Consider the following 21,670-nt stretch of genomic DNA (forward strand, 5'->3'; position numbering starts at 1 on the left):
TGAGGCGGCACACTGGAGCCAGCACCGGGCAGGAGGCGCTCATGAAGTGGTTCGGCCGGGGGCTCGCCTCCCCCTGGGGGCGGTCCGCGCTCGCCGCGTCGGCGGGTGCGCTCCCCGTGCTCGCCTTCCCCGCCCCGTCCCTGTGGTGGTGGGCGTACGTGGCCCTCGTTCCCTGGCTGCTGCTGGTCCGTGGGGCGCCCAGCGGGCGCCGCGCGGCGTACGACGGCTGGTGCGGCGGGTTCGGGTTCATGCTCGGCATGCACCACTGGCTGCTGCCGAACCTCCATGTGTTCACCTTCGTCATCGCCGCGCTGCTCGGCGTGCTGTGGGCGCCGTGGGGCCTGCTGGTCCAGCGGTTCCTGACCGGCGGGCCCTCGTCGGGGCGGGCTCCGGCGGCCCTGCTGGTGGTGCCCTCGGGCTGGCTGACGATCGAGCTGGTCCGCTCCTGGGAAGGGCTCGGCGGTCCGTGGGGCATGCTCGGCTCGACCCAGTGGCAGGTGACACCTGCGCTGCGGCTGGCCTCCGTGGGCGGGGTGTGGCTGCTGAGCTTTCTGGTCGTGGCCGTCAACGTCGCCGTCGCGATCCTGGTCGCCGTGCCCTCCGCGCGCGTCCGGGCGGTCGCCGGGCTGACGGCCACGGCCGCCGCGGCCTCGGCGGCCTGGGCGTGGGCGCCCCGCCCGCCGGAGACCGGCCGGGTCCGGATCGCCGTAGTCCAGGCGGGGGTCGTCGACGGGCCGGAGCGGCGCTTCGACCGGGAGGAGCAGCTGACCCGCCGGCTGATCGGCCAGGACGTCGACCTGGTCGTCTGGGGCGAGAGCAGCGTCGGTCACGACCTCGCCGAACGGCCCGACCTGGCCCGGCGGATCGCCGGCCTGGCGGCGGCGACCGGAGCGGACCTGCTGGTCAACGTCGACGCCCGCCGCTCCGACCGGCCCGGCATCTACAAGAGCTCGATCCTGGTCGGTCCCGGCGGCCCGACCGGCGACCGCTACGACAAGATGCGGCTGGTGCCGTTCGGCGAGTACGTCCCGGCCCGCGCCCTGCTCGGCTGGGCCACCTCGGTGGGTGACGCGGCCGGCGAGGACAGGCGGCGCGGCACCGGGCAGGCGCTGATGCAGGCCGCACCGGGGCTGCGGATCGGCCCGCTGGTCTGTTTCGAGACGGCGTTCCCCGACATGAGCCGCCGGCTGGCCGCCGACGGCGCCGACGTCGTCGTCGGCCAGACCGCGACGTCGACGTTCCAGAGCAGCTGGGCGCCGCGGCAGCACGCCTCGCTCGGGGCGCTGCGCGCCGCCGAGACGGGCCGCCCGTTCGTACACGCCACGCTGACGGGGGTCTCGGCGGTGTACGACGCGCGGGGAGCCCGGGTGGGACCGCTGCTGGACACGGACGCGGGAGCGACGGCCGTGTACGAGGTGCCGCTGGCCGGCGGGGTCACGCCGTTCGTGCGGTTCGGGGACTGGCCGGTGTACGGGGCGCTGCTGGTACTCGCCGTGGCGGGGGCGGCGGAGGGCCGGCGGGCGCTCAGGCCGCGCCGGGGTGCTCCCGCACCGCTCGGACCACCCGCTCGCACAGTTCGTGGGTCGCGAGCGCGTCCCGGGCGCTGAGCACCTTCCCGGCGCGCACGGCGTCCAGGAAGGCGAGCACCACCTGCTCGATGCCGCGCTGGCGGGCCACCGGCACCCAGTCGCCGCGTCGGCGCACGGTCGGCTGCCCCTTGTGGTCGATCACTTCGGCCAGGTTCACCACCTGGCGTTTGGTGTCCTGCCCGGAGACCTCCAGGATCTCCTCGTTGGAGCCGCTGAGCCGGTTCATGACGCCGAGCGCGGTGAAGCCGTCCCCGGCCAGCTGGAGGACGACGTGGTGCAGCAGGCCGTCCCGGACCCGGGCGCGGACGGTGACGTCGTCGATCTCGCCGGGCGCCAGGAAGCGCAGGGTGTCCACGACGTGGATGAAGTCGTCGAGGATCATCGTGCGGGGTTCCTCGGGCAGGCCGACCCGGTTCTTCTGCAGGAGGATCAGCTCGCGCGGGTGGTCGGCGCACTGGGCGTAGCCGGGTGCGTGGCGCCGGTTGAAGCCGACGGCGAGGCTGGTCCCGCGGGCCTCGGCGAGGTCCACCAGCCGCTGGGAGTCGGCGAGTTCGTAGGCCAGCGGCTTGTCCACGTAGGTGGGGACGCCCGCGTCCAGGAGCCGGGTGACGATCGACGGGTGGGTCTCGGTGGGCGCGTGCACGAAGGCGGCGTCGAGACCCGCCGCGAGCAGGGCGTCGAGGTCGCGGTGTCGCTGACCGGCGGGCAGGTGGTAGGTGTCGGCGACCCGGTCGAGGGTGGCGGGCGTGCGGGTCTGCAGGTGGAGTTCGACCCCCGGCTGCATCCCGAGCACCGGCAGGTACGCCTTCTGCGCGATGTCACCGAGGCCGATGCAGCCGATCTTCACCTGGAACTCCCTCACTGCCTGCGAACACCTGCACGGCAGGATACGGCCCCCGGGCGGCGTGCTCCGCGCGGCAGGCGCCCCGACCGTGCTGCCGGCCCCGGGCGGACCCGCCGCGGGGCCGCCCGGGGCGGAAAAAGCCATGGTGGTGTGGGCGGGTGAGCGGCGAGGATACGGGGATGACCATCGAACGCCACAGCCCCGACCAGACCGCCGACGAGCGCACCATGCTGGAGGGCTGGCTGGACTACCACCGCCGGACTCTGGACCTCAAGTGCCAGGGGCTTTCCGAGGCCCAGCTCCGCACCGCCGCCGTGGAGCCCTCCGAACTGACGCTGCTGGGGCTGGTACGGCACATGGCGGAGGTGGAGCGGTGGTGGTTCCGCACCGTCCTCACCGGCGAGGACGCCGGCCCGGTCTACTACACCGACGAGGACCCCGACGGCGACTTCCACTTCACCGACTCCGACACCTGGGCCGAGGCCCACGCCACCTGGCAGGCGGAGATCGAGGCCGCCCGCATGAGCGCCGCCGAGCTGGGCCTCGACGTCCTGTCGCAGGGCACCGGCCGGCGCACCGGCAGGCCCTACAACCTGCGCTGGATCTACACCCACATGATCGAGGAGTACGCCCGGCACAACGGCCACGCCGACCTGATCCGGGAGCGCCTCGACGGCACCACCGGCGAATGACGTCAGCGCGCGTCGTCGTGAACCCCTCGTAGGGGGCGGGAGATCACCCGTCTGGGGCATCCTCCGCTTGTCCGCCGTCGTTCACGGGGGCGTGACGCAGCAGAGTGGCGCGGGTGCAGCGAACGACGACTACCGCAACGCTCCTGGTCACCGTGGCCGTCTCGGCTCTCTCCGGGTGCATGACCGTCCAGCAGCGTCCGCCCGTGCCCGGACCGCGGCCCGCGGCGCCCTCCCAGCCGTCCGCTCCTCGGCCGGAGGGGCAGGCCGAGGCCCAGGTGGTGCAGGCGCCCGTACAGGAGGCGCTGGAGATGGTGGGGGTGCCTCCCGAGGCGGACGGGGCCGCGCGGTCGGAGCGCCCCGGGGCGGAGCGGCCCCCCGGTGACGCGGCGCGGGAGCGGCCTCGGCAGCCGGAACGGCCGCGGGTGCCGGAGCGACCGCGCCCCCGCCCGGCACACCCTTCGCCCCGGCGGGCCGCGCACTCCGGCGCCGGGGTTCCGGACCCGCAGGACCTGTCGCGCGAGGTGACGCGGGAGGTGCGGAAGAACGCCGACGTGTGCGCGCTGGGCAAGAAGTACGGGGGCTGGCGGTCGGGCAGTCCCGAGGCGGTGATCTGCGAGGAGACGTACGGGCGATGACCCCGCCCGCGCGCCCGTCCCAAGCCTCGCGCCCGTCCCGGCCCCGCGCCGTCCCAAGCCCGGACGCTCGTCCCCCCGCCCGGGGCTACGGCCGTTGCCTCGGCGGTCCCCAGCCCTCGCCGCCGGCGCCGCCCTCCCCGAGCCGTAGCTCCAGCCGTCTGATCGCCGCACGCGTCCGGTCGCCGTGGCCGTCCTCCCGCAGCGCGTCGGCGGCGCTGCGGGCCGCCCGCAGATGGGAGCGGGCGGCGTCGGGGCGGCCCAGTCTCGCGTAGTCCACCGCCAGGTTCAGATGCAGCGAGGGGTAGAGCGACCGGGCGGCGGGAGATTCCTCGTGCTCCTCAGCCGCGGTCAGCGCCCGCAGGTCCCAGGCCAGTTCGTGCTCGGGATCGTCCTGGGTGTCGGCCAGATAGTGGGCGAGCGTGCAGCGGTGCAGCGGATCGCCCTGTTCGCCCAGCTCCGACCAGAGGTCGAGGAGGCGCCGTCGGGCCTCCTCGCGGTCGCCGCCGTGGTGCAGCATGACGACCTGCCCGATCCGCGTCAGCACCGCGTCCGGCGCCGTCTGCCCCTGTCGCTCCGCCACCGTGACCTCCTCGCGTCCTGGGGACGACGCTAACGGCAGCGGGCGGCGATCCCGGTCAGGCGGCACCGGACCGGCCCCGGGCGGACGGGCCCGGCGGGGATCAGCCGAGGTTCGGGATGGTCCAGTCGATCGGCTCGTGGCCCTGCGCGGCCACCGCCTGGTTGATCTGCGTGAAGGGGCGGGAGCCGAAGAACTTCTTCGCGGACAGCGGCGAGGGGTGCGCGCCCTTGACCACCACGTGCCGGGTCTCGTCGATCAGCGGGAGCTTCTTCTGCGCGTAGTTGCCCCACAGCACGAAGACCGCCGGGTCGGGCCGGCCGGCCACCGCACGGATCACGGCGTCGGTGAACTTCTCCCAGCCCTTGCCCTTGTGCGAGTTGGCCTCACCCGAGCGGACGGTGAGGACCGCGTTGAGCAGCAGCACCCCCTGCTCGGCCCACGGCATGAGATAGCCGTTGTCCGGGACGGGGGTGCCCAGCTCCTCGTGCATCTCCTTGTAGATGTTGCGCAGGGACGGCGGGACCCGCACCCCGGGCCGCACCGAGAAGCACAGGCCGTGGCCCTGACCCTCACCGTGGTAGGGGTCCTGGCCGAGGACCAGCACCTTCACCTTGTCGTACGGCGTCGCGTCGAGGGCGGCGAAGACCTCCTCGCGCGGCGGGTAGACGGGACCCTTCGCCCGCTCCTCCTCGACGAACTCCGTCAGCTCCTTGAAGTAGGGCTGCTGCAGCTCGTCGCCCAGCACCCCGCGCCAGGACTCGGGCAGCATGGCGGTGTCGGTCACGTCAACGTCCTTCGGTCGTGCGGTCGCTTGCAGGTCTCAGAACCTACAGGCGACCACTGACAACCGGGTCCCGGAGGGCGATTACCAGCTCGTCTTGCGGGACAGCTCCCACAGCAGCATGATCGTCGACGCGTCCAGGGAGCGCTCGCCGCCCGAGATGTCCTCGTTGGCCGCGACGTACTGCTTGCCCTGCCACAGCGGCAGCAGCCGGACGTCGTCGACGAGGACCTTCTGGGCCTCCTCGAAGTCCTTCACCACGTTGGCGCGGTCGCTCTCCTGCCGGGAGCGCGGCAGCAGGACGTCGGTGATCCGGGTCGCCTTGTAGGGCGTGCCCAGGGCGTTCTGCTCGCCGACGAAGGGGGCGATGAAGTTGTCCGCGTCGGGGAAGTCGGGGGACCATCCGCGCCCGAAGACCGGGTACTCGCCCTTCTGGTAGCCGTCGACGTACTCCTTCCACGGGCGGCTCTTGAGGGTGATCTCGAAGAGCCCCGTCGCCTCCAGCTGGCGCTTGAGTTCCTTGAACTCCAGGGCCGTCTCGGAGCCGTAGCGGTCGGAGGTGTACCAGAAGGTGAGGGGTACGGGGTCGGTGATGCCCTCGTCGGTGAGGATCTCCTTGGCCTTCTCCGGGTCGGGGTTGCCGAAGTCGTCGAAGAAGACGGTGGTGTGGCCGGTCAGGCCCTGCGGGACCATGGAGTACAGGGGCTGGACGGTGTTCTTGTAGATCGTGCGGGCGAGGGCGGGCCGGTCGATGATCTGGGCGATGGCCTTGCGGACGGCGGGCTTGGCGGCCCACTTGTCCTTCGGGTTGAAGACCAGGTAGTCGATGCTCGCCCCGGTACCCTCGACGATGCTCAGCCCCTCGTTCTCGCTGCTCTTGCCCTCCAGCGAGACGATGTCGTCGGCGGCCAGACCGCGGTAGGTGACGTCGATGTCGCGGTCGCGCAGCGCCTTGACCATGGCGCCCGAGTCCTGGAAGTAGCGGACGGTGACCGCGTCGTTGCGCCGCTCGGCGAAGCCCTTGTAGCGGTCGTTGCGCACCAGTTCGGCGCGCTCACCTTCCTTGTAGTTCTCCAGCTTGTAGGGCCCGGAGCCGATGATGCCGGACTTCTCGCGCAGGGCGTCGGCCGGGTAGTCGTCCGGGGGGACGATCGACATGGCCGGGGTGGCGAGCACGAACGGGAAGGTGGCGTCGGACTTGTTGAGCTGGAAGACGACCTCCAGGTCGCCGCGCACCTGGACCCGGTCGAGGCTGCCGAGCAGTCCGGCGGGACCGGTCGCAGCGTTGATCTTGAGGATCCGGTCGATGGAGTACTTCACGGCCTGGGCGTCGAGCTTGTCGCCGTTGGAGAAGGTCAGGCCCTCCCGCAGCTCGCAGCGGTAGGCGCGGTTGCCGGTGTCCGTGAACTCGCAGCTCTTGGCGGCGTCGGGCTCGGGCGTGATCGCGCCGGGCGGGTAGGCCAGCAGCGTCTGGTAGACGTTGCGGAACAACTCCCAGGAACCGTCCCAGGAGGCGGCCGGATCGAGGGTGCTGACGGGGCTGGTGGTGCCGACGACGATCGGCCCCTGATCGTCGGAGCCGCTGTCCGAGAAGTAGCCACATCCAGCGATCATGCCTATGGAGGCGATCGCCGCCACTTGGCGAAGGCTTCGCTTCCGGTTGAACACGTACACGCTCCTCGATCTGCCGTACCAAGGGTTGGCAGACCATACCGCAGCACCACCGGGGTTTAACCAGGTGTGTACCAAGGTCTTGATCCACTCGTGTCCGACTACGTTGTCAGGCGGCCGTCCGGCCTCCGTACGACGACAAAGGCGCCGTTCCCGTCAAGGAAACGGCGCCTGTCGTGAGCCCTTCGTGACCCGCCGGTCGGGGGTCCCGGTGAGGTCAGCCGACGCCGGCGTTGAGGAAGATGCCGCCGTCCACTACGAGGGTCTGGCCGGTGACCCAGTCGGACTGCCCGGAGGTGAGGAAGGCCGCGGCCCCGCCGATGTCGGAGGGCACGCCGAGCCGGGCGAGCGGGTAGGCCGCGGCGGCCTCCTCCTCCCGGCCCTCGTAGAGCGCCTGGGCGAACTTGGTCTTCACCACGGCGGGAGCGATGGCGTTGACCCGCACCCGGGGCGCGAACTCGTGGGCGAGCTGCTGGGTGAGGTTGATCAGCGCGGCCTTGCTGACGCCGTACGCGGCGATGAAGGGTGAGGGGGCGAGGCCGGCGACGGAGGCGATGTTGACGATCGCGCCGCCGTTGTCCTTCTGCCAGGCGTGCCAGGTCTTCTGGGCGAAGCCGAGCGCGGAGATCACGTTGGTCTCGAAGACCTTGCGCGCCACGCCCAGGTCGAGGTCGGCGATCGGCCCGAACACCGGGTTCGTTCCGGCGTTGTTGACCAGGAAGTCGACGCGGCCGAAGGCCTCCATGGTCCGCTCGACGGCGGTGGCCTGGTGGGCCTCGTCGTGGGCCTTGCCGGCGACGTGGATCGCGCGGTCGGCGCCGAGCCGCTCGACGGCCTCCTTGAGGGCGTCCTCGTTGCGGCCGGTGATGCAGACGCGGTCACCGCGGGCGACGAGCGCCTCGGCGACGCCGTATCCGATGCCGCGGCTGGCGCCGGTGATCAGCGCGACCTTGCCGGAGAGTTCAGTCATGAGGGTGTGTCCTGTTCCCTGTCCCTGAGGTCAGTTGAGCGGGCCGCCGGCGACGTACAGCACCTGGCCGGAGACGAAGCCGGCCGCCTCGCCGGTGAAGAAGGCGACGGCGCCCGCGATGTCCTCGGGCTCGCCGACGCGCTGGACGGGGATCTGACTGGCGGCGGCCTTCTTGAAGTCGTCGAAGCCCATGCCGACGCGTTCGGCGGTCGCGGCGGTCATGTCGGTGGCGATGAAGCCGGGGGCGACCGCGTTGGCGGTGATGCCGAACTTGCCCAGCTCGATGGCGAGGGTCTTGGTGAAGCCCTGCAGGCCGGCCTTGGCGGCGGAGTAGTTGGCCTGGCCGCGGTTGCCGAGCGCGGAGGACGACGACAGGTTGACCACACGGCCGAAGCCGGCGTCCACCATGTGCTTCTGGACGGCCTTGGTCATCAGGAACGAGCCGCGCAGGTGCACGTTCAGGACGGTGTCCCAGTCGGAGACGCTCATCTTGAACAGCAGGTTGTCACGGAGCACACCCGCGTTGTTGACCAGGATGGTCGGGGCGCCGAGTTCCGTGACGATCCGCGCGACCGCCGCCTCGACCTGGGCCTCGTCGGACACGTCGGCGCCGACCGCGATGGCTTTGCCGCCGGCCGCGGTGATCTTCTCGACGGTGTCCTTGCAGGCGGCCTCGTCGAGGTCGATCACCGCGACCGCGCGGCCCTCGGCGGCCAGCCGTACGGCGGTGGCGGCGCCGATGCCGCGCGCGGCGCCGGTGACAACTGCGACCCGCTGCTCAGTGGTGGACATGGGGTGGATCTCCTCGCCCTTGAGAGAACGTGACGTGCCGGGGAACCGCGATCCGCGGTGAGCGACCGCTTAGTACCTTCAGCAGACGTGACGCTAGAAGCCCTGGCACCCGGTGTCAACGGCCCACCCGCCGCATGTGATCCATCACCCGATCGGCCCACCGTCACACGTCCCGCGTCCAGGGCGTTGCCAGGGCCCGTCCTGCGATTCCCGTCGCCCGTCGCGGCCCGGCCGGGGGCGCCGCCCGGCAGGCGGCGGTCGGCAGACCGGCCCTAGCGTCGAAGCGCGAGCCATCCGCACCGCAGAGGGAGGCATCTCATGCCCCGCAGCCATACCGGTGCCGTCGGCGTGCTCTTCGCGGTCGCCGCGATCGTGCCGGCGGCCGGCCCCGCGCAGGCCCAGGACGTGGACCTCGACTGCCGCCACTTCACCTACCAGGAGGACGCCCAGGCCGTCTTCGACGCCGACCCGAGTGACCCCAACCGGCTCGACGCCGACGACGACGGCATCCCGTGCGAGGCGCTTCCCCACCGGGGCGACCCGGTCACCTCGTCCACCAGCAGGCCCTCGGCACCGGCCGCCGTCGTGCCGACGCGCGGGACGCAGGGCGGTCTGGGCGGCTCGACGCGGACCGGGCCGAGCGACTGGGACATCGGGATCGGTCTGGTCTTCGTGACCGGCGCCGCCGTGGGGACGGGCTTCCTGCTCGGACGCCGGCGAAGCCCACGGCACGGCTTCCCGGCCGTCCGCCGCCGCTGACCGGGCAGACCCGGGGGTGCGGGCCGGTCCGGCGCAGCCGGTGCCCGGGGCGGCGCCGGCCGGGCGGGCCCGCCGGACCTCCAGGTCCGGTTGCCCGGTCCGCGGTCGCGCCGACCGGTCCGGACCCGCCGGGCCCACCGGGCCGGGCGCCCGGTCCACGGTCGGGCCGGCCGGGTCCGGAGCCGCCAGACCCGCGGGGCCGGTCGCCCGGTCCGCGATCCGGCGGACCGCTCGCCACGGACATCACCGGCCCGCGGCGACCGTAGCCGGGCGGGCCGGGCTCGGCCCCCGCCACCGGACCCGCCGGTGTCGGCTCACCGCACCAGCAGGTCCAGGAGGCGGTCCGTCTCCGCTGCCGGGTCGGTGGTGAGGCCGGTGTGGACGGGGCCGGGCTGGACGATCGTGGAGCGGGGGGCGACCAGCCAGCGGAAGCGGCGGCCGGCGTCGTCGGCGGCCGCCTGGCCCGCGCTCTCGCCGCCGCCGCAGACCCGCTCCACCGCCGCCAGCGCGGCCCGCACGCCGGACACGTCCGCCCGCGGGTCGAGCGCCAGCAGCCGCGCCTCGTCGAGGTGGGTGCGGGCGCCGACGTAGGACCGGGCACGGCAGTACACCAGCACCCCCGCGTTGACGCACTCACCGCGCTCGACACGCGGGACGACGCGCAGCACCGCGTACTCGAAGACGTCCCGGCCGCCGCCCTGGCCGGCCCGGGTGATGTGCCGCTCGGTCAGGTGCCCGGCGACGTTGATGCGGCTCTCGCTCACTTCGTCTCCTCGATCCCGGTGATGCGCTCGTGGATGACGGCGGCGCGCGCGAGCAGCGGGCGGGCGTAGGCGCGGCGCAGGTCGTCGGGGTCGGTGAAGCCGGGCTCGTCGGCGAGCCAGGCGTCGGGGATCTCGGCGGTCACCTCGGCGAGGAGGTCCTCGGTGATCCGGGGCGCCAGGTCGGCAGCGGCGCCGGCCACGTCGGGGGCGAACCGGGCGAGGGCGTGATCGGCAGCGTCGTAGGAGCGGGTCGCCGAGGTCTCGGCGGAGGGCCAGTTGTGCTGCCAGATCATGGTGGCGCCGTGGTCGATCAGCCACAGCTCGCCGTGCAGCACCAGAAGGTTGGGGTTTCGCCAGGACCGGTCGACGTTGTTGACCAGCGCGTCGAACCAGACGACCCGGCCGGCCTCGCGCGCGTCCACCGGGAAGGCGAGCGGGTCGTAGCCGAGGGCGCCGGAGAGGAAGTCCATGCCGAGGTTGGTGCCGCCGCTGGACTTCAGCAGTTCCTGCACCCGGTCGTCGGGTTCGCCGAGCCCGAGCAGCGGATCGAGGTGGACGGTGACGAGGCGGGGCATCCGGAAGCCGAGCCGCCGGGCGAGCTCTCCGCAGACGACCTCCGCCACCAGCGTCTTGCGGCCCTGTCCCGCGCCGGTGAACTTCATGACGTAGAAACCGAAGTCGTCGGCCTCGACGAGGCCCGGCAGCGAGCCGCCCTCCCGCAGGGGGGTGACGAAGCGGGTGGCGGTGACGTCCTTGAGCATCGCCCCAGGTTACCGGGGAGAGCCGACCGGCCGGCTGAACAGCGGGTGCCTTCGCCGCGTACCTCTGGGCGGATCACGCCATCTCCCCGAAGGGAAACACCAGCATGACCAGCGCATCGTTCAACTCCGCACCGGGGCCCGCCCGTCGAACGGTCGTCGCGGCGGCCGGAGCCGCGGGGCTCGCCGTGGCGCTGACCGCGTGCGGGGACTCGGACGGCGGATCGTCCGACGTGACCGGCGGCGAGACCGGGCAGGCCGCGGGCGGCGGTGCGAACGCCGGCGCCGCCGGCGCGCTGGCCACGACGGCCGACATCCCGGAGGGCGGCGGAAAGGTGTTCGCCGACCAGAAGGTGGTCGTGACCCAGCCGAAGGCCGGCGAGTTCAAGGCCTTCTCGGCGGTCTGCACCCACCAGGGCTGTGCGGTGAAGAGCATCGCCGACGGCGTCATCAACTGCCCCTGCCACAACAGCAACTTCTCCGTCGAGGACGGCAGTGTGCAGTCGGGGCCGGCGAAGAAGCCGCTGCCCTCGGTGCCGATCACGGTGAACGGGGACTCGATCACGCTCGCCTGAGGCGGCCGGTCAGCTCGTCCGTGGTGGTGAGGGTGGCGACCAGGGCGAGGGTGTGGCGGATCATCGCGCGGGTGTAGTCGGCCGGTACCCCCGCGATGGCGTCCGTCGGCACGACGGCGGTGTAGCCCAGGTTCACCGCGTCGAAGACGGCGTTGGGGATGGCCACGTTGGCCGAGACCCCGGCGACGACGAGGGTCCGGCAGCCCAGGTTGCGCAGCAGCGCGTCGACCTCGGTGCCCTGGACGGGCGACAGGCCGTGCAGCCGCCGTACCACGATGTCCCGCGCCGCGACCTCGACGGGGTCGGCGACCCGGACGGCGGCGGTGCCGGCGAGCTGCTGGACGGGGAGGCGTTCGGCGGCGCGGAAGAGGCGGGCGTTGCGGCCGGCGCCGCGCCCGTCGGGGCGGCGCTCGGCGACGGCGTGGATCACCTGCACGCCACCGTCGTGGGCGGCGGTCACCAGCCGGGCCACGTTGGCGAGGGCACCCGACCGCCGGGCCTCGCGGGCCAGTTCGGGCAGGGCCGCGTCGGGACCGACGACGCCCTGCTGGCATTCGACCGTGAGCAGGACGCTGCTCACGGGATCAAGGATCGCACCGTGTTCCTCGTACGACGGCATGGCGTCCCCCTGGTCACCTGCGGGTGGTCGGGCGACACTAGCCACCGCCGCGTGGCGAGGGAAGACATGACGAGGGGGCAACGATGACGGTGACGGAGCAGCGCCGGGGCCGCAAGATCATGATGACGCCGGGTGAGCTCGACGCGTTCCTCACCACCCAGCGCACCTGCCGGGTGGCCACCGTGTCCGCCGACGGCGTCCCGCACGTGAGCGCGCTGTGGTTCCTGTGGGACGGCAGCGCGTTGTGGCTGTACTCGGTGGTGCGCAGCAAGCGGTGGGCGGACCTGCGGCGCGACCCGCGGGTGGCCGTCGTGGTCGACACGGGCGAGGAGTACGAGCAGTTGCGTGGCGTGGAGCTGTCGGGGACCGTGGAGTTCGTGGGCGAGATCCCGCGCACCGGGGAGCTGTGCGCCGAACTCGACAGCGTGGAGACGCTGTTCGCCCGCAAGAACTTCGGCCTGGACGCCATGCCGCACGATGGCCGGCACGCCTGGCTGCGGTTGCGGCCGCGCAAGGTGGTGTCGTGGGACTTCCGCAAGCTGGGCGACCGCTGAGCGGACCTCAGCCGATCCGCGCCCCGGCGTCCTGCAGCGCTCGTACGGCGGCGCGGATCGAGGGCCGGCGGTCGGCGTCGGCCCTCCAGACGACGTAGACGTGCCGCCTCACCCGCTGCTGGAGCGGCACCATGACGACCCCGTCGGGGACCGGACGCCTGCCCAGCAGCGGCACGATGCACACGCCGAGTCCCGCCTGGACGAGTCCCAGTTGGGTATGGGTCTCGGCGGCGCGGTGGCCGACGATCGGCTCGATGCCGCGCGAGCGCAGCGTGAACATCAGCCATTCGTGGCAGAACTCGCCCTCGCCCCAGGTGATCCACTCGTCCTCGGCGAACTCCCCCAGATCGACCTCGGCACGGCCGGCGAGGGGGTGGCCGGCCGGCATGGCGACCTCGGCCGGGTCGTCCAGAACGGGTGCCTTGACCAGGCCGTCCGGCAGCGGCATCGGCTTGTTGTACCAGTCGAGGACGACGGCGAGGTCGAGGTCTCCGCGCACCACCCCGGCGATGCCCCGCTCCGGTTCCAGTTCGCACGAGCGCAGCCGCAGCGCGGGGTGCTCGCGGCGCAGCGTGGCCAGCGCGAGGGGGAACAGGCCGCGCGCGGCCGTCGGGAACGCCGACAGGCGCAACTCCCCGACGACCTGGCCGCGTTGGGCCTCCAGATCGGACTGGGCGAGCTCCACCTGGGAGAGGATGCGGGCGGCGTGCTCGGCGAGCAGCCGGCCCGCGTCGGTGAGGCGCACCCCACGCCCGTTCTTGGCGAGGAGCCGCTGGCCGACCTCGCGTTCCAGCTTGGCCAGCTGCTGCGAGACCGCCGACGTCGTCACATGCAGTCCCTCGGCCGCGCCGCTGACCGAGCCGTGGCGGGCGAGGGCGTCGAGGGTGCGCAGGCGCTCCAGGTTCAACATGTAAGCGATGCTACGAGATGTTCGGCGACAATTCTCGATTGTGCTACGAGGAGGGGGACGGCATCGTTGCGGCCATGACCACCGTTGCCGCATCCCGGACGCCGTCCGGCACCGCCACCCCCGCCGCCCCGCCCCGGCCCCGCGCCGACTGGCGGCTGCGCTTCGCCGCGCTGTCCCTGATCTGGGGCTTCAGCTTCCTGCTCATCAAGGTGGGCACGACCGGCTACGCACCCTTCCAGGTCACCCTGGGCCGACTGGTGTTCGGAACGGCGGTGCTGGCGGCGGCGATGGCGGTGAAGCGGCAGGGGCTGCCGCGCGGGGCGCGCCTGTGGACGCACCTCACGGTCGCCGCGTTTCTGCTCAACGCGCTGCCCTTCTCGCTCTTCGCGTACGCCGAGCTGACCATCCCCTCGACACTCGCGGGGATCTGCAACGCCACCTCCCCGCTGTGGGGGATGGCCCTGTCGCTGGTCGCCCTCTCCGAGGACCGGCCGACCCGGGTGCGGGTCGCCGGGCTCGGACTGGGCTTCCTGGGCGTACTGACCGTGCTGGGGGCCTGGCAGGGGTTCTCGGGGCTCGACGCCAAGGGGACCTGCCTGGCGCTGCTGGCCTCGCTGAGCTATCCCGTCGGCTGGATCCATGTCCGGCGGACGCTCGCCGGGAGCGGGTACTCCCACCTGTCCATGACCGGGGCACAGCTGTTCCTGGCCACACTGCAACTGGCTTTCGTCACACCGCTGTTCACCTCACTCCCGGACCGCTTCCCGGTACTGCCCCTGCTCGCGGTCGCCGCGCTCGGGGCGCTGGGCACGGGACTCGCGGTGCTGATCCAGTACGGGCTGGTGGCCGAGGTCGGCCCGACCACCGCCCAGATGGTCACCTACTTCATCCCGGTCATCGCGACGGCCGCGGGCGTGGCGATCCTCGGGGAGTCGCTGCGCTGGAGCACCCCGGTGGGGGCGGCGATCGTCCTCGCGGGGGCGGCGCTGACGCAGCGGAAGCGGGGGGCCTGAGGGCGGGGCCCCGCGCCCTCGCCCACCACGCCTTCGCCCACCGCGCCTCGCGCACGGCGCTTCTCCGTGGGGGCGCGGCCTCAGGTCGGCATCCCGTCCCCCTGGCCCGTGCCCCCGTGTCCCCGTGCCCCCGTGCCCCCGTGCCCCCGTGCCCCCGTGCACCGAACGCCCCCGCGCACGCGCCCCGATCACCCAGAGCCCAGGCCCCCGCCCCGGCGCCGCCGCCACCCCCACCTCCGACTCCGGCCCCCTCGGCACCGTCGCCGCTCCGCACTCCGACTCCGGCCCCCTCGAGACCTCCGCCACCCCACCCTCCGAGACCGTCCCCCTCGGGACCTCCGCCACCCCACCTCCGAGACCGTCCCCCTCTCCGGCCCCGTCCCCCGTCTCACACGTAACTGCGCAACGGAGCCGGTCCCAGCGCGTCCGCGATCGCGTCCGCCAGGAGCGGGGCCTCGTCCTCCCGGAGTGTCGAGATCGTGACCCGGATGCCCGGCGGGGACGCCGAGCGGAAACGGGCTCCCGGGGAGACCGCCCACCCGGCGTGCAGGAGGCGGGACACCGCTGTCGTCTCGTCCGGGACAGGGATCCAGACGGCCATGCCACTGCGGCCGTGCGCCGGGACCCCCCGCTCGGTGAGGGCGTCGACGAGCGCCTCGCGCCGTCGCCGGTAGGCGGCGGCCACCGCCGGTCCGTCCAGGGTGCCCTCGGACCACAGCCGGGCGAGCGCCCGCTGGAGCAGCAGGCTCACCCAGCCGGGCCCGAGGCGGTGCCGGCCGTGCACGCGATCCACGGTGACCTCGTCGCCCGTGACCACGGCGAGGCGGAGGTCGGGGCCGTAGGCCTTGGCGGCCGAGCGGACGAAGGCCCAGTGCCGGGTGACGCCCGCGAGAGGGTGCAGCGGCAGGTCGACGACGCCGTGGCCGTGGTCGTCCTCGATCAGGACGGTCTCCGGGTGCTCGGCGAGTACGGAGCGCAGCGCACGCGCGCGTGCGGCCCCCACACAGGCTCCGGTTGGGTTCTGCGCCCGGTCGGTGACGACGACGGCGCGCGCCCCGGACTCCAGCGCGCGGCGCAGTTCGCCGGGCAGCGGCCCGTCGTCGTCGACGCGCACGGGAACGGCCCGCAGGCCGAGCGCGGCGACGAGATCCAGGGTGCGGCCCCACCCGGGGTCCTCCACCGCCACCCCGTCGCCCGGCCTGAGGTGGGCGGCGAGAACCCGCTCGACGGCGTCCAGCGCCCCGGACACCACGGTGAGCGGCGCCTGCGGTACCCCGTCGGCGGCGAGGCCGGCCCGCGCGAGCCGGGCCAGCTCCGGGTCCACGTGGTCCTCGCCGTACAGCACGGGCCGGCGGTCCTGCCGTTCCACGGCCGCGGCGAACGCCCCGGCCAGCGGCGGCAGCAGCGCGGGGTCGGGGTTGCCGTCGGCCAGGTCGCGCACCCCGGCGGGCACGTCCACGCGTACCTTCTCGCGTCCCGTCGTGGCCGGCTTGGGCCGCACCCGGCTGCCCCGGCGCCCGTCGGTCTCGATCACCCCACGCTCGCGCAGGGTGCGGTACGCGGCCGCGACCGTGTTGGGATTCACCCCCAGCCTGACCGCCAACTCACGCATGGGCGGTAGCAGTTGGCCCGGCTCCAGCGCACCGGCGCCGACCGCGCGCTCGACGCTCGACGCGATGTCCGCTGCACGGCGCCCTTCGATCCGATACTCTCCTAGCACAAAACCGATTATGCACTAGTGCAATAAGGAGCGCCACTATGCCGGGCACCGCGCAGCCGACTCCGCCCACTTCCCCGACGCCGCCGACCTCCTACCCCGCGACCGACCGCACCGTCCCCACCCGTGCCGCACAAAGGGCGTCGTACGACAAGGAGCTGGTGCACTCGATACTCGACGAGGGATACGTCTGCCACCTGGGCTTCGTGCGCGACGGGAAGCCGGTGGTGCTGCCGACCCTTTACGGCCGGGTCGGCGAGCGGCTCTACGTGCACGGCTCGACGGGCTCGCGCCCGCTGCGCATGGCGGGCAACGAGGACGGCGGACTGCCGGTGTGCCTGACGGTGACCCATGTCGACGGGCTGGTACTGGCCCGCTCCGCATTCCACCACTCGGTCAACTACCGGTCGGTGGTGGTGCACGGCCCGGCGTACGACGTCACCGACCCGGAGGAGAAGCGGGCGGCGCTCGACGCACTCGTCGACCAGGTGGTGCCGGGCCGGTCGGCCGACTCCCGGCCCGCCGACAAGAAGGAGCTGGCGGCGACCGCGGTGATCCGTCTCGACCTGGACGAGGTCTCGGCCAAGCTGCGCACCGGGGGCGTGAGCGAGGAGCCCGAGGACCTCGCCCTCCCCCACTGGGCCGGCGTCGTCCCGCTGCGCAAGGGCTACGGCACCCCGTTGCCCGACGCCGAGCTCTCCCCCGCGGTCGGGCTCCCTGACTACCTCAGGGCACTGGGGTGCTGATCCACCCCTGGGACGCGGCACGCGACGACGCCGAGTGGCAGCAGTGGCTGGCCCGCCACGATTTCGGGCAGCTCGCCGTCAACGGCCTCGACGGGGAGCCGCCGTGCGTCCAGCCCCTGCACTTCGTCTACGACCCCCGACGAGGCGAGGCGGTCACCCACCTCGCCCGGCCCAACCCGCTGTGGCCCGCGCTGGAGGCGAACCCACGGGTCGTGCTGAGCGTCGTCGACGACTACGTGTTCGTGCCGGGCCCCTGGCAGGCGGCTGCGGAGGACCGGCCCGAGCACGGCGTGCCCACCAGCTTCTACACGGCGGTGCAACTGCGCTGCACCGCCCATGTGGTGGACGACCCGGCCGCCAAGGCCGAACTGCTGAACCGGCAGGTGGGCCACTTCCAGCCGGCGGGCGGCTCGGCCCCGGTCACGCCCGGTGAGGCCCCGTACGGACGGCTGCTCTCGGGGATCCGCGGCCTCCGGCTGGAAGTGACGGACGTCCGCGCCAAGTTCAAGTACGGCGGCAAGCGTCCGGAGCAGGTCCGCTCCCGTATCGCGGACCGCCTGGCCCTGCGCGCGGGCCCGGGCGACTCGGCGGCCCGCGCCCATCTGGCCCGCCGCGCCTGACCGCCGCGCCTGACCGTCACGTCGGCCCGCCACGTCGGCCCCCACGCCGACCGGGCCCGGGCCGGCCCCGCCGGGCTCCGCCCGTGACTCCCGGCCGGCCCCGGTCAGCCGCCGCCGCTCCGCGCCTCCGTCAGGGCCAGGCCCGTGACCGAGCCGAGCATCAGGAGCGTGCCGAGAGCGGTGGCGGCGGTCAGCGGTTCGCCGAGCACGACGACCGCGAGTACGGCCGCGCTCACCGGCTCCAGCAGCATGATCACGGAGACGGTGGCGGACCGTACGGCGGCGGCACCCGCGAAGTACAGCGCGTAGGCGAGCGCGGTGGGCACCGCCGCGAGGTACCCGAGCAGCCACAGCAGCCGTACGGGATCGGCGCTGTGCGGCAGCAGCCCCTCGGCCAGTGCGAACGGCAGCAGGCACAGGGCGGTCACCGCGAACGCCCCTACGGTGGTGGACGAGGCGTCCGCCGCGCCGTCCCGCCCCCACCACCGCACCAGCAGGGTCATCGTGCTGTACCCCGCGGCGGACAGCAGCGCCAGCAGCACGCCCGCCGGACGTACGGCCGTGTCGCCGCCGTCGGCGAACAGCACCGCGAGCCCGGCGAGCGCCCCGGCCGCGGCGAGGATGCCGGCCCGGCCGAGCCGTTCGCCGAGCACCGGCCGCGACCCGAGGGCGATCAGGACCGGACCGGAGCCGAGGGTGACGACCGTGGCGACGGCGAGACCGGTGGCGTCGACGGCCGCGAAGTACGCCGTCTGGAACACCGCGAGCCCGAGTCCGGTGGCGGTCGTGCGCCACAGCCGGCGCCCCGGCGTCACCCGGCCGCGCGGCGCGGCTGACCGGGCGCGCGGGCGCAGCGCGTGCGCGGCGCTCAGCAGGACCAGCCCGGCGGCGCACCGCCAGAACGACAGGGCCACGGCGCCCATGTCGCTGACCCGGTAGACCAGCGCGGCGGCGGCCCCGGCGGTGCCCCAGGCGGCACCGGCGACGATCAGGTAGAGCAGCGCCCGCCCGGCCGGCAGCCCTGGCCCCGGGGCAGGGGCGGAGGAATCCGCAGGGCAAGAAGGTGAGGAAGGAGAAGAGGGGGAGAAAGAGGAGGAAACCGAGGAAGACGACGGGGAGGAGGAGGAAGGGGAAGATGAGGAGGAAAGGGTCGACACGCGTTCTCTCCGCAGTCGCGCGCTGGGCGCGGAAGTTCGGGAAGGACCGCCGCTGACGCAGCGGTCCGCGGACTTCGTCTGCGGGCAGCACGGCCCGGCCCGGCGGCGCCCGCCGGGCCAGGTTCACCGAGGGCCCGCCTCAGGCGGCCGGCGGCGGTGACAGGAGAAGTGCGGGTGCGTGCATGGACGGCACCCTAGGCGGCCGTGCGGCGGGCGGACAACTCCCGCTCGGGGACGGCGCCGGCCACCGGCTCCACGGAGCCCTTGACCGGGGTCGAGGACTGGGCGATGAACGCGCCCAGCAGCACCATCGCACCGCCGGCGATCTGCGGGGCCGACAGGTGCTCGCCCAGCAGGATCCAGGCGAGGACGGTGGCCACGACCGCCTCCAGGCAGGAGACGACGGTCGCGACCTGCGGCGAGAGCCGGCGCACCGAGACCACGCCGGTGACGTAGGCGATGACGGTGGCGAGCAGCACGATCCACGCGAGCAGCAGCCAGGAGGGGACCTCGGTGCCGTTCATGACCGCGGTGTCCGCGATGACCGACCAGCTCATGCCCCAGGGGCGGGCCACGACGGTCAGTACGGCGGCCCCGACGAGCAGGCCGTACGCGATGACGCCGAACGGGTCCGGAGTGTCCGCGCCCGCGTCGGTGCCCTGGTCGGACAGGACGAAGTAGCCGACCTGGCAGCCTGCGGCGCCCAGCGCCAGCAGCAGGCCGAGCCCGTCGAAGCTGAGCCCCGACCAGACCTCGACGACACAGGCGAGGCCGCCGACGGCGAGGACCACACCGACGGCGGCGGCCCGAGTCACCGGCCGCCGCTGCACGAACCGTACCCAGCCCAGCACCAGGGCGGGCGCCAGGTACTCGACGAGCAGGGCGACACCGACCGGGATGCGGGAGATCGACGCGAAGTAGAAGGCCTGCACGCCGGCCACCCCGAGCAGTCCGAAGCCGGCCAGCAGCGCGGGCCGGCGGCGCAGCAGGGCACGGTGGCGCACGGCCATCGGCAGCATCACCAGGGCCGCGCCCGTCACCCGCAACCACACCACGTGCAGGGGTTCCAGACCCGCCTCGATCAGCGGCTTGGCCGCCACCCCGGACCCGCCGAAGGCGAGGGCCGACCCCACCGCGAGCGAGAGCCCGATGCCCTTGCCGCGACTGCCCTGACTGCTCACTGACGTACGCACCGGCACATGATGACAGGGGACGACATGACCGTCACCCCCTTTGACACCTGTCTCACCGGCTGGACGGCGGACCGCCTCCGGCTACGGCGTGACGCCCGGCACCACCACCCATCCCTACGCTCGCCGAGCCCCGGCCCGGGATGCCGGAGCGGAGGCGCCCCCACCGCCCCCACCGCCCCGGCCCTCCCCGCCCCCACTGTCGGCACCGACGGCACCGACGTGCGAGACCGCCGGGCCGGCACCGTCGCGCAGCCGTGCCACGTCGACACCGGCTCGGCCCAGTACCTCGACGGCGCGGGCCTGGGGGTCGGTGACGATCGAGGCGAGCAGATCCAGGCCGCAGGCCGCCGTCCGGCCCTGCCGCAGCGCCCGGACGCCGGCCTCCCGTACGGCGAGGGCGGCCAGCGGCGAGAGGCCGTCACCGCCCGGCCCACCGCCGCCCGGCCCACCGCCTCTTGGCCCGCGGACATCCGGTGCGGGTACGACGGGCAGTGCGCCGGAGTCCTCGACTCCGCCCTGCCAGCGCAGGCCGTAGCCGATACTGCGCTGGGCCAGGTAGCCGAGGAGCCGGGCGAGCCGGTGGCCGTCGAGGACGGCGCGCACCCCGGGGTCGTGGTCCAGGAGCGAGTGGAGCAGATGGGCGGTGTCGATCTGCCGGTCCCCGTCCCGGAACGCCCGGCGGCGGGCACCGGCGAGCACCGCGGTGAGTTCGTCGCTGAACCCGCCGCCGTCGTCCACGCCGGAGGTCACGGGTTCACGGTCCGACTGCCGGGGATCACGGGATGGCACGCCCCCACCTCATCAGGCACCCGGACACGGGGTCATCGGCGTGGCGAACCATTCGCGCGTCCCACGGGGAGCGGAGGTGGCGCGGCCGGTGTCCTCCCTGCGGATGAGATCCGGCCGTTCTCCCCTGAGGGGCGCCCGCCGCCTTGCTCCGCGCCCCCGACGCAACCATGACCCCGGCCCGCAACGTCCCACAGGGGCGTACGGAGGGGGTGAGGCCGATGGTGGCCGAGTGCTGGCTGGTGGCCCTGCCGGCGGTCGACGGCATGAGCTACGTCTACCGGGTGTACGCCCCGCGCGACGCGCTCCCCGCCGACCTGTTCTGGGACGCCTGGCACTGCCACGACGAGGGGCCGTTCCCAAGAGCCTGGGACCTCTTCGACGCGGCGCTGATACGCCGCGTGGTGTGACCGGCCGCCACCCGAACGGCTCCTGACGGTTCATCAGTATTGAAAGTTCACCGCCCCGCGGCTACGTTCCGCGGCACCTGGCCCTAGTCGGAGAGGTGGTCGCATGGCCGAAGTGAGCGCGCAGGCACACATCGGGGCACCGGCGGAGCGGATCTGGGCACGGCTCACGGACTGGCCGGGGTACGGCGAGTGGAACACCACCCACACCGGCTTCCCGCACGGCGGCCCGAAGACCCTGGAGGTGGGCGCCACGTTCCAGGAGAACATGAAGCTCATGGGCTTCCCGGCCGAGGTGGAGTGGACGGTCGAGGAACTGGAACCCGCGCGGCTGCTGGCCATCCGGGGCAAGGGCCCGATGGCGGTGGCCCTGGCCACCCGCTACACACTGACCCCCGACGGCGACACCGCCGCCACGGTCCGCATCGACGGTGAGTTCACGGGCGCGGCGGTGTCCCTGATGGCGGCCCGGCTCAGGGACTCGGCGACGACCGCACTCAACGAGTCGCTGCGCCGGCTGGACGGTCTGGTGACCTGA

General features: G+C 73.5%; 26 protein-coding genes. 12 read left to right on the top strand and 14 right to left on the bottom strand.

Features of this window, described 5'->3' with window-relative positions:
* The first annotated feature begins 41 nt into the window (after positions 1–41).
* Positions 42–1,607 (top strand): apolipoprotein N-acyltransferase, encoded by a 1,566-nt coding sequence (gene lnt / locus ACSLTV_RS17265; RefSeq protein ID WP_432138974.1) that lies wholly within the window; start codon positions 42–44, stop codon positions 1,605–1,607.
* Here lnt and ACSLTV_RS17270 read toward each other — a convergent pair.
* Positions 1,525–2,436, bottom strand: coding sequence for a Gfo/Idh/MocA family protein (locus ACSLTV_RS17270; RefSeq protein ID WP_432157117.1), 912 nt, complete (start codon positions 2,434–2,436; stop codon positions 1,525–1,527). The two genes, lnt and ACSLTV_RS17270, sit on opposite strands and share 83 nt — an antisense overlap.
* A gap of 176 nt (positions 2,437–2,612) precedes the next feature.
* On the opposite strand from ACSLTV_RS17270, the gene ACSLTV_RS17275 reads away from it, so the two are divergent.
* Together ACSLTV_RS17275 and ACSLTV_RS17280 are read left to right on the top strand one after the other, a co-directional pair.
* Complete coding sequence (locus ACSLTV_RS17275) at positions 2,613–3,125, top strand: DinB family protein (RefSeq protein ID WP_432138975.1); 513 nt, start codon at positions 2,613–2,615, stop codon at positions 3,123–3,125.
* A 113-nt stretch (positions 3,126–3,238) separates the two neighbouring features.
* A complete protein-coding gene (locus tag ACSLTV_RS17280; protein WP_432157090.1) occupies positions 3,239–3,760 on the top strand; it encodes a hypothetical protein in 522 nt (173 codons plus the stop codon).
* 85 nt (positions 3,761–3,845) lie between these two features.
* Here ACSLTV_RS17280 and ACSLTV_RS17285 read toward each other — a convergent pair whose 3' ends face one another.
* From ACSLTV_RS17285 to fabG, 5 genes are all read right to left on the bottom strand, one after another.
* Positions 3,846–4,340 (bottom strand): hypothetical protein, encoded by a 495-nt coding sequence (locus ACSLTV_RS17285; RefSeq protein ID WP_432157089.1) that lies wholly within the window; start codon positions 4,338–4,340, stop codon positions 3,846–3,848.
* A gap of 100 nt (positions 4,341–4,440) precedes the next feature.
* Positions 4,441–5,124, bottom strand: coding sequence for a uracil-DNA glycosylase (gene ung / locus ACSLTV_RS17290; RefSeq protein WP_432138978.1), 684 nt, complete (start codon positions 5,122–5,124; stop codon positions 4,441–4,443).
* A gap of 81 nt (positions 5,125–5,205) precedes the next feature.
* Entirely contained in the window at positions 5,206–6,735 is a 1,530-nt protein-coding gene (locus ACSLTV_RS17295) for an ABC transporter substrate-binding protein (RefSeq protein ID WP_432138979.1), read from the bottom strand.
* Between the two features lie 274 nt (positions 6,736–7,009).
* Entirely contained in the window at positions 7,010–7,762 is a 753-nt protein-coding gene (locus tag ACSLTV_RS17300; RefSeq protein ID WP_432138980.1) for an SDR family oxidoreductase, read from the bottom strand.
* A 30-nt stretch (positions 7,763–7,792) separates the two neighbouring features.
* Positions 7,793–8,554: a 3-oxoacyl-ACP reductase FabG gene (gene fabG, locus ACSLTV_RS17305; RefSeq protein WP_432138981.1), complete on the bottom strand. Its 762-nt coding sequence runs from the start codon at positions 8,552–8,554 to the stop codon at positions 7,793–7,795.
* A 318-nt stretch (positions 8,555–8,872) separates the two neighbouring features.
* Between fabG and ACSLTV_RS17310 the strand changes: the two genes are divergently transcribed.
* The gene (locus ACSLTV_RS17310) at positions 8,873–9,313 is read left to right on the top strand and encodes an excalibur calcium-binding protein (protein WP_432138982.1); all 441 of its coding nucleotides are present in this window, start codon (positions 8,873–8,875) and stop codon (positions 9,311–9,313) included.
* A gap of 314 nt (positions 9,314–9,627) precedes the next feature.
* On the opposite strand, the gene ACSLTV_RS17315 is transcribed toward ACSLTV_RS17310, so the two are convergent.
* A complete protein-coding gene (locus ACSLTV_RS17315) occupies positions 9,628–10,077 on the bottom strand; it encodes a DUF3037 domain-containing protein (protein WP_432138983.1) in 450 nt (149 codons plus the stop codon).
* Positions 10,074–10,838, bottom strand: coding sequence for a HipA family kinase (locus ACSLTV_RS17320; RefSeq protein WP_432138984.1), 765 nt, complete (start codon positions 10,836–10,838; stop codon positions 10,074–10,076). Before ACSLTV_RS17320 ends, ACSLTV_RS17315 begins: the two co-directional genes overlap by 4 nt.
* 104 nt (positions 10,839–10,942) lie before the next feature.
* Between ACSLTV_RS17320 and ACSLTV_RS17325 the strand changes: the two genes are divergently transcribed.
* Positions 10,943–11,410 carry a Rieske (2Fe-2S) protein gene (locus ACSLTV_RS17325; RefSeq protein WP_432157088.1) on the top strand — a complete coding sequence of 156 codons (468 nt, stop codon included), beginning with the start codon at positions 10,943–10,945 and terminating at the stop codon, positions 11,408–11,410.
* On the opposite strand, the gene ACSLTV_RS17330 is transcribed toward ACSLTV_RS17325, so the two are convergent.
* Positions 11,397–12,029, bottom strand: coding sequence for a cysteine hydrolase (locus ACSLTV_RS17330; RefSeq protein ID WP_432138986.1), 633 nt, complete (start codon positions 12,027–12,029; stop codon positions 11,397–11,399). The two genes, ACSLTV_RS17325 and ACSLTV_RS17330, sit on opposite strands and share 14 nt — an antisense overlap.
* An 83-nt stretch (positions 12,030–12,112) precedes the next feature.
* On the opposite strand from ACSLTV_RS17330, the gene ACSLTV_RS17335 reads away from it, so the two are divergent.
* Positions 12,113–12,583, top strand: coding sequence for a pyridoxamine 5'-phosphate oxidase family protein (locus ACSLTV_RS17335; RefSeq protein WP_432138987.1), 471 nt, complete (start codon positions 12,113–12,115; stop codon positions 12,581–12,583).
* A 7-nt stretch (positions 12,584–12,590) separates the two neighbouring features.
* Here ACSLTV_RS17335 and ACSLTV_RS17340 read toward each other — a convergent pair whose 3' ends face one another.
* Positions 12,591–13,493, bottom strand: coding sequence for a LysR family transcriptional regulator (locus tag ACSLTV_RS17340; RefSeq protein WP_432138988.1), 903 nt, complete (start codon positions 13,491–13,493; stop codon positions 12,591–12,593).
* 74 nt (positions 13,494–13,567) lie between these two features.
* Here ACSLTV_RS17340 and ACSLTV_RS17345 point away from each other — a divergent pair, with 74 nt between their 5' ends.
* Positions 13,568–14,506: a DMT family transporter gene (locus tag ACSLTV_RS17345; RefSeq protein WP_432138989.1), complete on the top strand. Its 939-nt coding sequence runs from the start codon at positions 13,568–13,570 to the stop codon at positions 14,504–14,506.
* A 388-nt stretch (positions 14,507–14,894) separates the two neighbouring features.
* Here ACSLTV_RS17345 and ACSLTV_RS17350 read toward each other — a convergent pair whose 3' ends face one another.
* Positions 14,895–16,226, bottom strand: a complete 1,332-nt coding sequence (locus tag ACSLTV_RS17350; RefSeq protein ID WP_432138990.1) for an aminotransferase class I/II-fold pyridoxal phosphate-dependent enzyme — start codon at positions 16,224–16,226, stop codon at positions 14,895–14,897.
* Positions 16,227–16,264: 38 nt separating this feature from the next.
* Between ACSLTV_RS17350 and ACSLTV_RS17355 the strand changes: the two genes are divergently transcribed.
* Both ACSLTV_RS17355 and ACSLTV_RS17360 read left to right on the top strand, forming a co-directional pair.
* Complete coding sequence (locus ACSLTV_RS17355) at positions 16,265–16,969, top strand: pyridoxamine 5'-phosphate oxidase family protein (RefSeq protein WP_432138991.1); 705 nt, start codon at positions 16,265–16,267, stop codon at positions 16,967–16,969.
* The gene (locus tag ACSLTV_RS17360) at positions 16,963–17,589 is read left to right on the top strand and encodes an FMN-binding negative transcriptional regulator (RefSeq protein WP_432138992.1); all 627 of its coding nucleotides are present in this window, start codon (positions 16,963–16,965) and stop codon (positions 17,587–17,589) included. The genes ACSLTV_RS17355 and ACSLTV_RS17360 overlap by 7 nt, the downstream gene beginning before the upstream one ends.
* 104 nt (positions 17,590–17,693) lie before the next feature.
* On the opposite strand, the gene ACSLTV_RS17365 is transcribed toward ACSLTV_RS17360, so the two are convergent.
* Positions 17,694–18,608 (bottom strand): DMT family transporter, encoded by a 915-nt coding sequence (locus ACSLTV_RS17365; protein WP_435612445.1) that lies wholly within the window; start codon positions 18,606–18,608, stop codon positions 17,694–17,696.
* Between the two features lie 44 nt (positions 18,609–18,652).
* Here ACSLTV_RS17365 and ACSLTV_RS17370 point away from each other — a divergent pair, with 44 nt between their 5' ends.
* Positions 18,653–18,802 (top strand): hypothetical protein, encoded by a 150-nt coding sequence (locus ACSLTV_RS17370; RefSeq protein ID WP_432139029.1) that lies wholly within the window; start codon positions 18,653–18,655, stop codon positions 18,800–18,802.
* A 138-nt stretch (positions 18,803–18,940) separates the two neighbouring features.
* Here the strand turns inward: ACSLTV_RS17370 and ACSLTV_RS17375 are convergent, their stop codons facing one another.
* Entirely contained in the window at positions 18,941–19,945 is a 1,005-nt protein-coding gene (locus tag ACSLTV_RS17375) for an EamA family transporter (RefSeq protein WP_432138993.1), read from the bottom strand.
* 108 nt (positions 19,946–20,053) lie between these two features.
* Positions 20,054–20,728: a Clp protease N-terminal domain-containing protein gene (locus ACSLTV_RS17380; RefSeq protein ID WP_432157085.1), complete on the bottom strand. Its 675-nt coding sequence runs from the start codon at positions 20,726–20,728 to the stop codon at positions 20,054–20,056.
* A gap of 218 nt (positions 20,729–20,946) precedes the next feature.
* Here ACSLTV_RS17380 and ACSLTV_RS17385 point away from each other — a divergent pair, with 218 nt between their 5' ends.
* Together ACSLTV_RS17385 and ACSLTV_RS17390 are read left to right on the top strand one after the other, a co-directional pair.
* Positions 20,947–21,135, top strand: a complete 189-nt coding sequence (locus tag ACSLTV_RS17385) for a hypothetical protein (RefSeq protein WP_432138995.1) — start codon at positions 20,947–20,949, stop codon at positions 21,133–21,135.
* 103 nt (positions 21,136–21,238) lie between these two features.
* The gene (locus tag ACSLTV_RS17390) at positions 21,239–21,670 is read left to right on the top strand and encodes a type II toxin-antitoxin system Rv0910 family toxin (RefSeq protein WP_432138996.1); all 432 of its coding nucleotides are present in this window, start codon (positions 21,239–21,241) and stop codon (positions 21,668–21,670) included.

This window comes from Streptomyces sp. bgisy159, assembly GCF_965341775.1.
Classification (GTDB): Bacteria; Actinomycetota; Actinomycetes; order Streptomycetales; family Streptomycetaceae; genus Streptomyces.

Coding starts and splice junctions, on each gene's coding strand:
- ACSLTV_RS17325 (WP_432157088.1), top strand. CDS start 10,943: ATGACCAGCGCATCGTTCAACTCCGCACCGGGGCCCGCCCGTCGAACG.
- lnt (WP_432138974.1), top strand. CDS start 42: ATGAAGTGGTTCGGCCGGGGGCTCGCCTCCCCCTGGGGGCGGTCCGCG.
- ACSLTV_RS17335 (WP_432138987.1), top strand. CDS start 12,113: ATGACGGTGACGGAGCAGCGCCGGGGCCGCAAGATCATGATGACGCCG.
- ACSLTV_RS17310 (WP_432138982.1), top strand. CDS start 8,873: ATGCCCCGCAGCCATACCGGTGCCGTCGGCGTGCTCTTCGCGGTCGCC.
- ACSLTV_RS17390 (WP_432138996.1), top strand. CDS start 21,239: ATGGCCGAAGTGAGCGCGCAGGCACACATCGGGGCACCGGCGGAGCGG.
- ACSLTV_RS17295 (WP_432138979.1), bottom strand. CDS start 6,735: ATGATCGCTGGATGTGGCTACTTCTCGGACAGCGGCTCCGACGATCAG.
- ACSLTV_RS17330 (WP_432138986.1), bottom strand. CDS start 12,029: ATGCCGTCGTACGAGGAACACGGTGCGATCCTTGATCCCGTGAGCAGC.
- ACSLTV_RS17345 (WP_432138989.1), top strand. CDS start 13,568: ATGACCACCGTTGCCGCATCCCGGACGCCGTCCGGCACCGCCACCCCC.
- ACSLTV_RS17355 (WP_432138991.1), top strand. CDS start 16,265: ATGCCGGGCACCGCGCAGCCGACTCCGCCCACTTCCCCGACGCCGCCG.
- ACSLTV_RS17320 (WP_432138984.1), bottom strand. CDS start 10,838: ATGCTCAAGGACGTCACCGCCACCCGCTTCGTCACCCCCCTGCGGGAG.
- ACSLTV_RS17300 (WP_432138980.1), bottom strand. CDS start 7,762: ATGACTGAACTCTCCGGCAAGGTCGCGCTGATCACCGGCGCCAGCCGC.
- ACSLTV_RS17340 (WP_432138988.1), bottom strand. CDS start 13,493: ATGTTGAACCTGGAGCGCCTGCGCACCCTCGACGCCCTCGCCCGCCAC.
- ACSLTV_RS17385 (WP_432138995.1), top strand. CDS start 20,947: ATGGTGGCCGAGTGCTGGCTGGTGGCCCTGCCGGCGGTCGACGGCATG.
- fabG (WP_432138981.1), bottom strand. CDS start 8,554: ATGTCCACCACTGAGCAGCGGGTCGCAGTTGTCACCGGCGCCGCGCGC.
- ACSLTV_RS17275 (WP_432138975.1), top strand. CDS start 2,613: ATGACCATCGAACGCCACAGCCCCGACCAGACCGCCGACGAGCGCACC.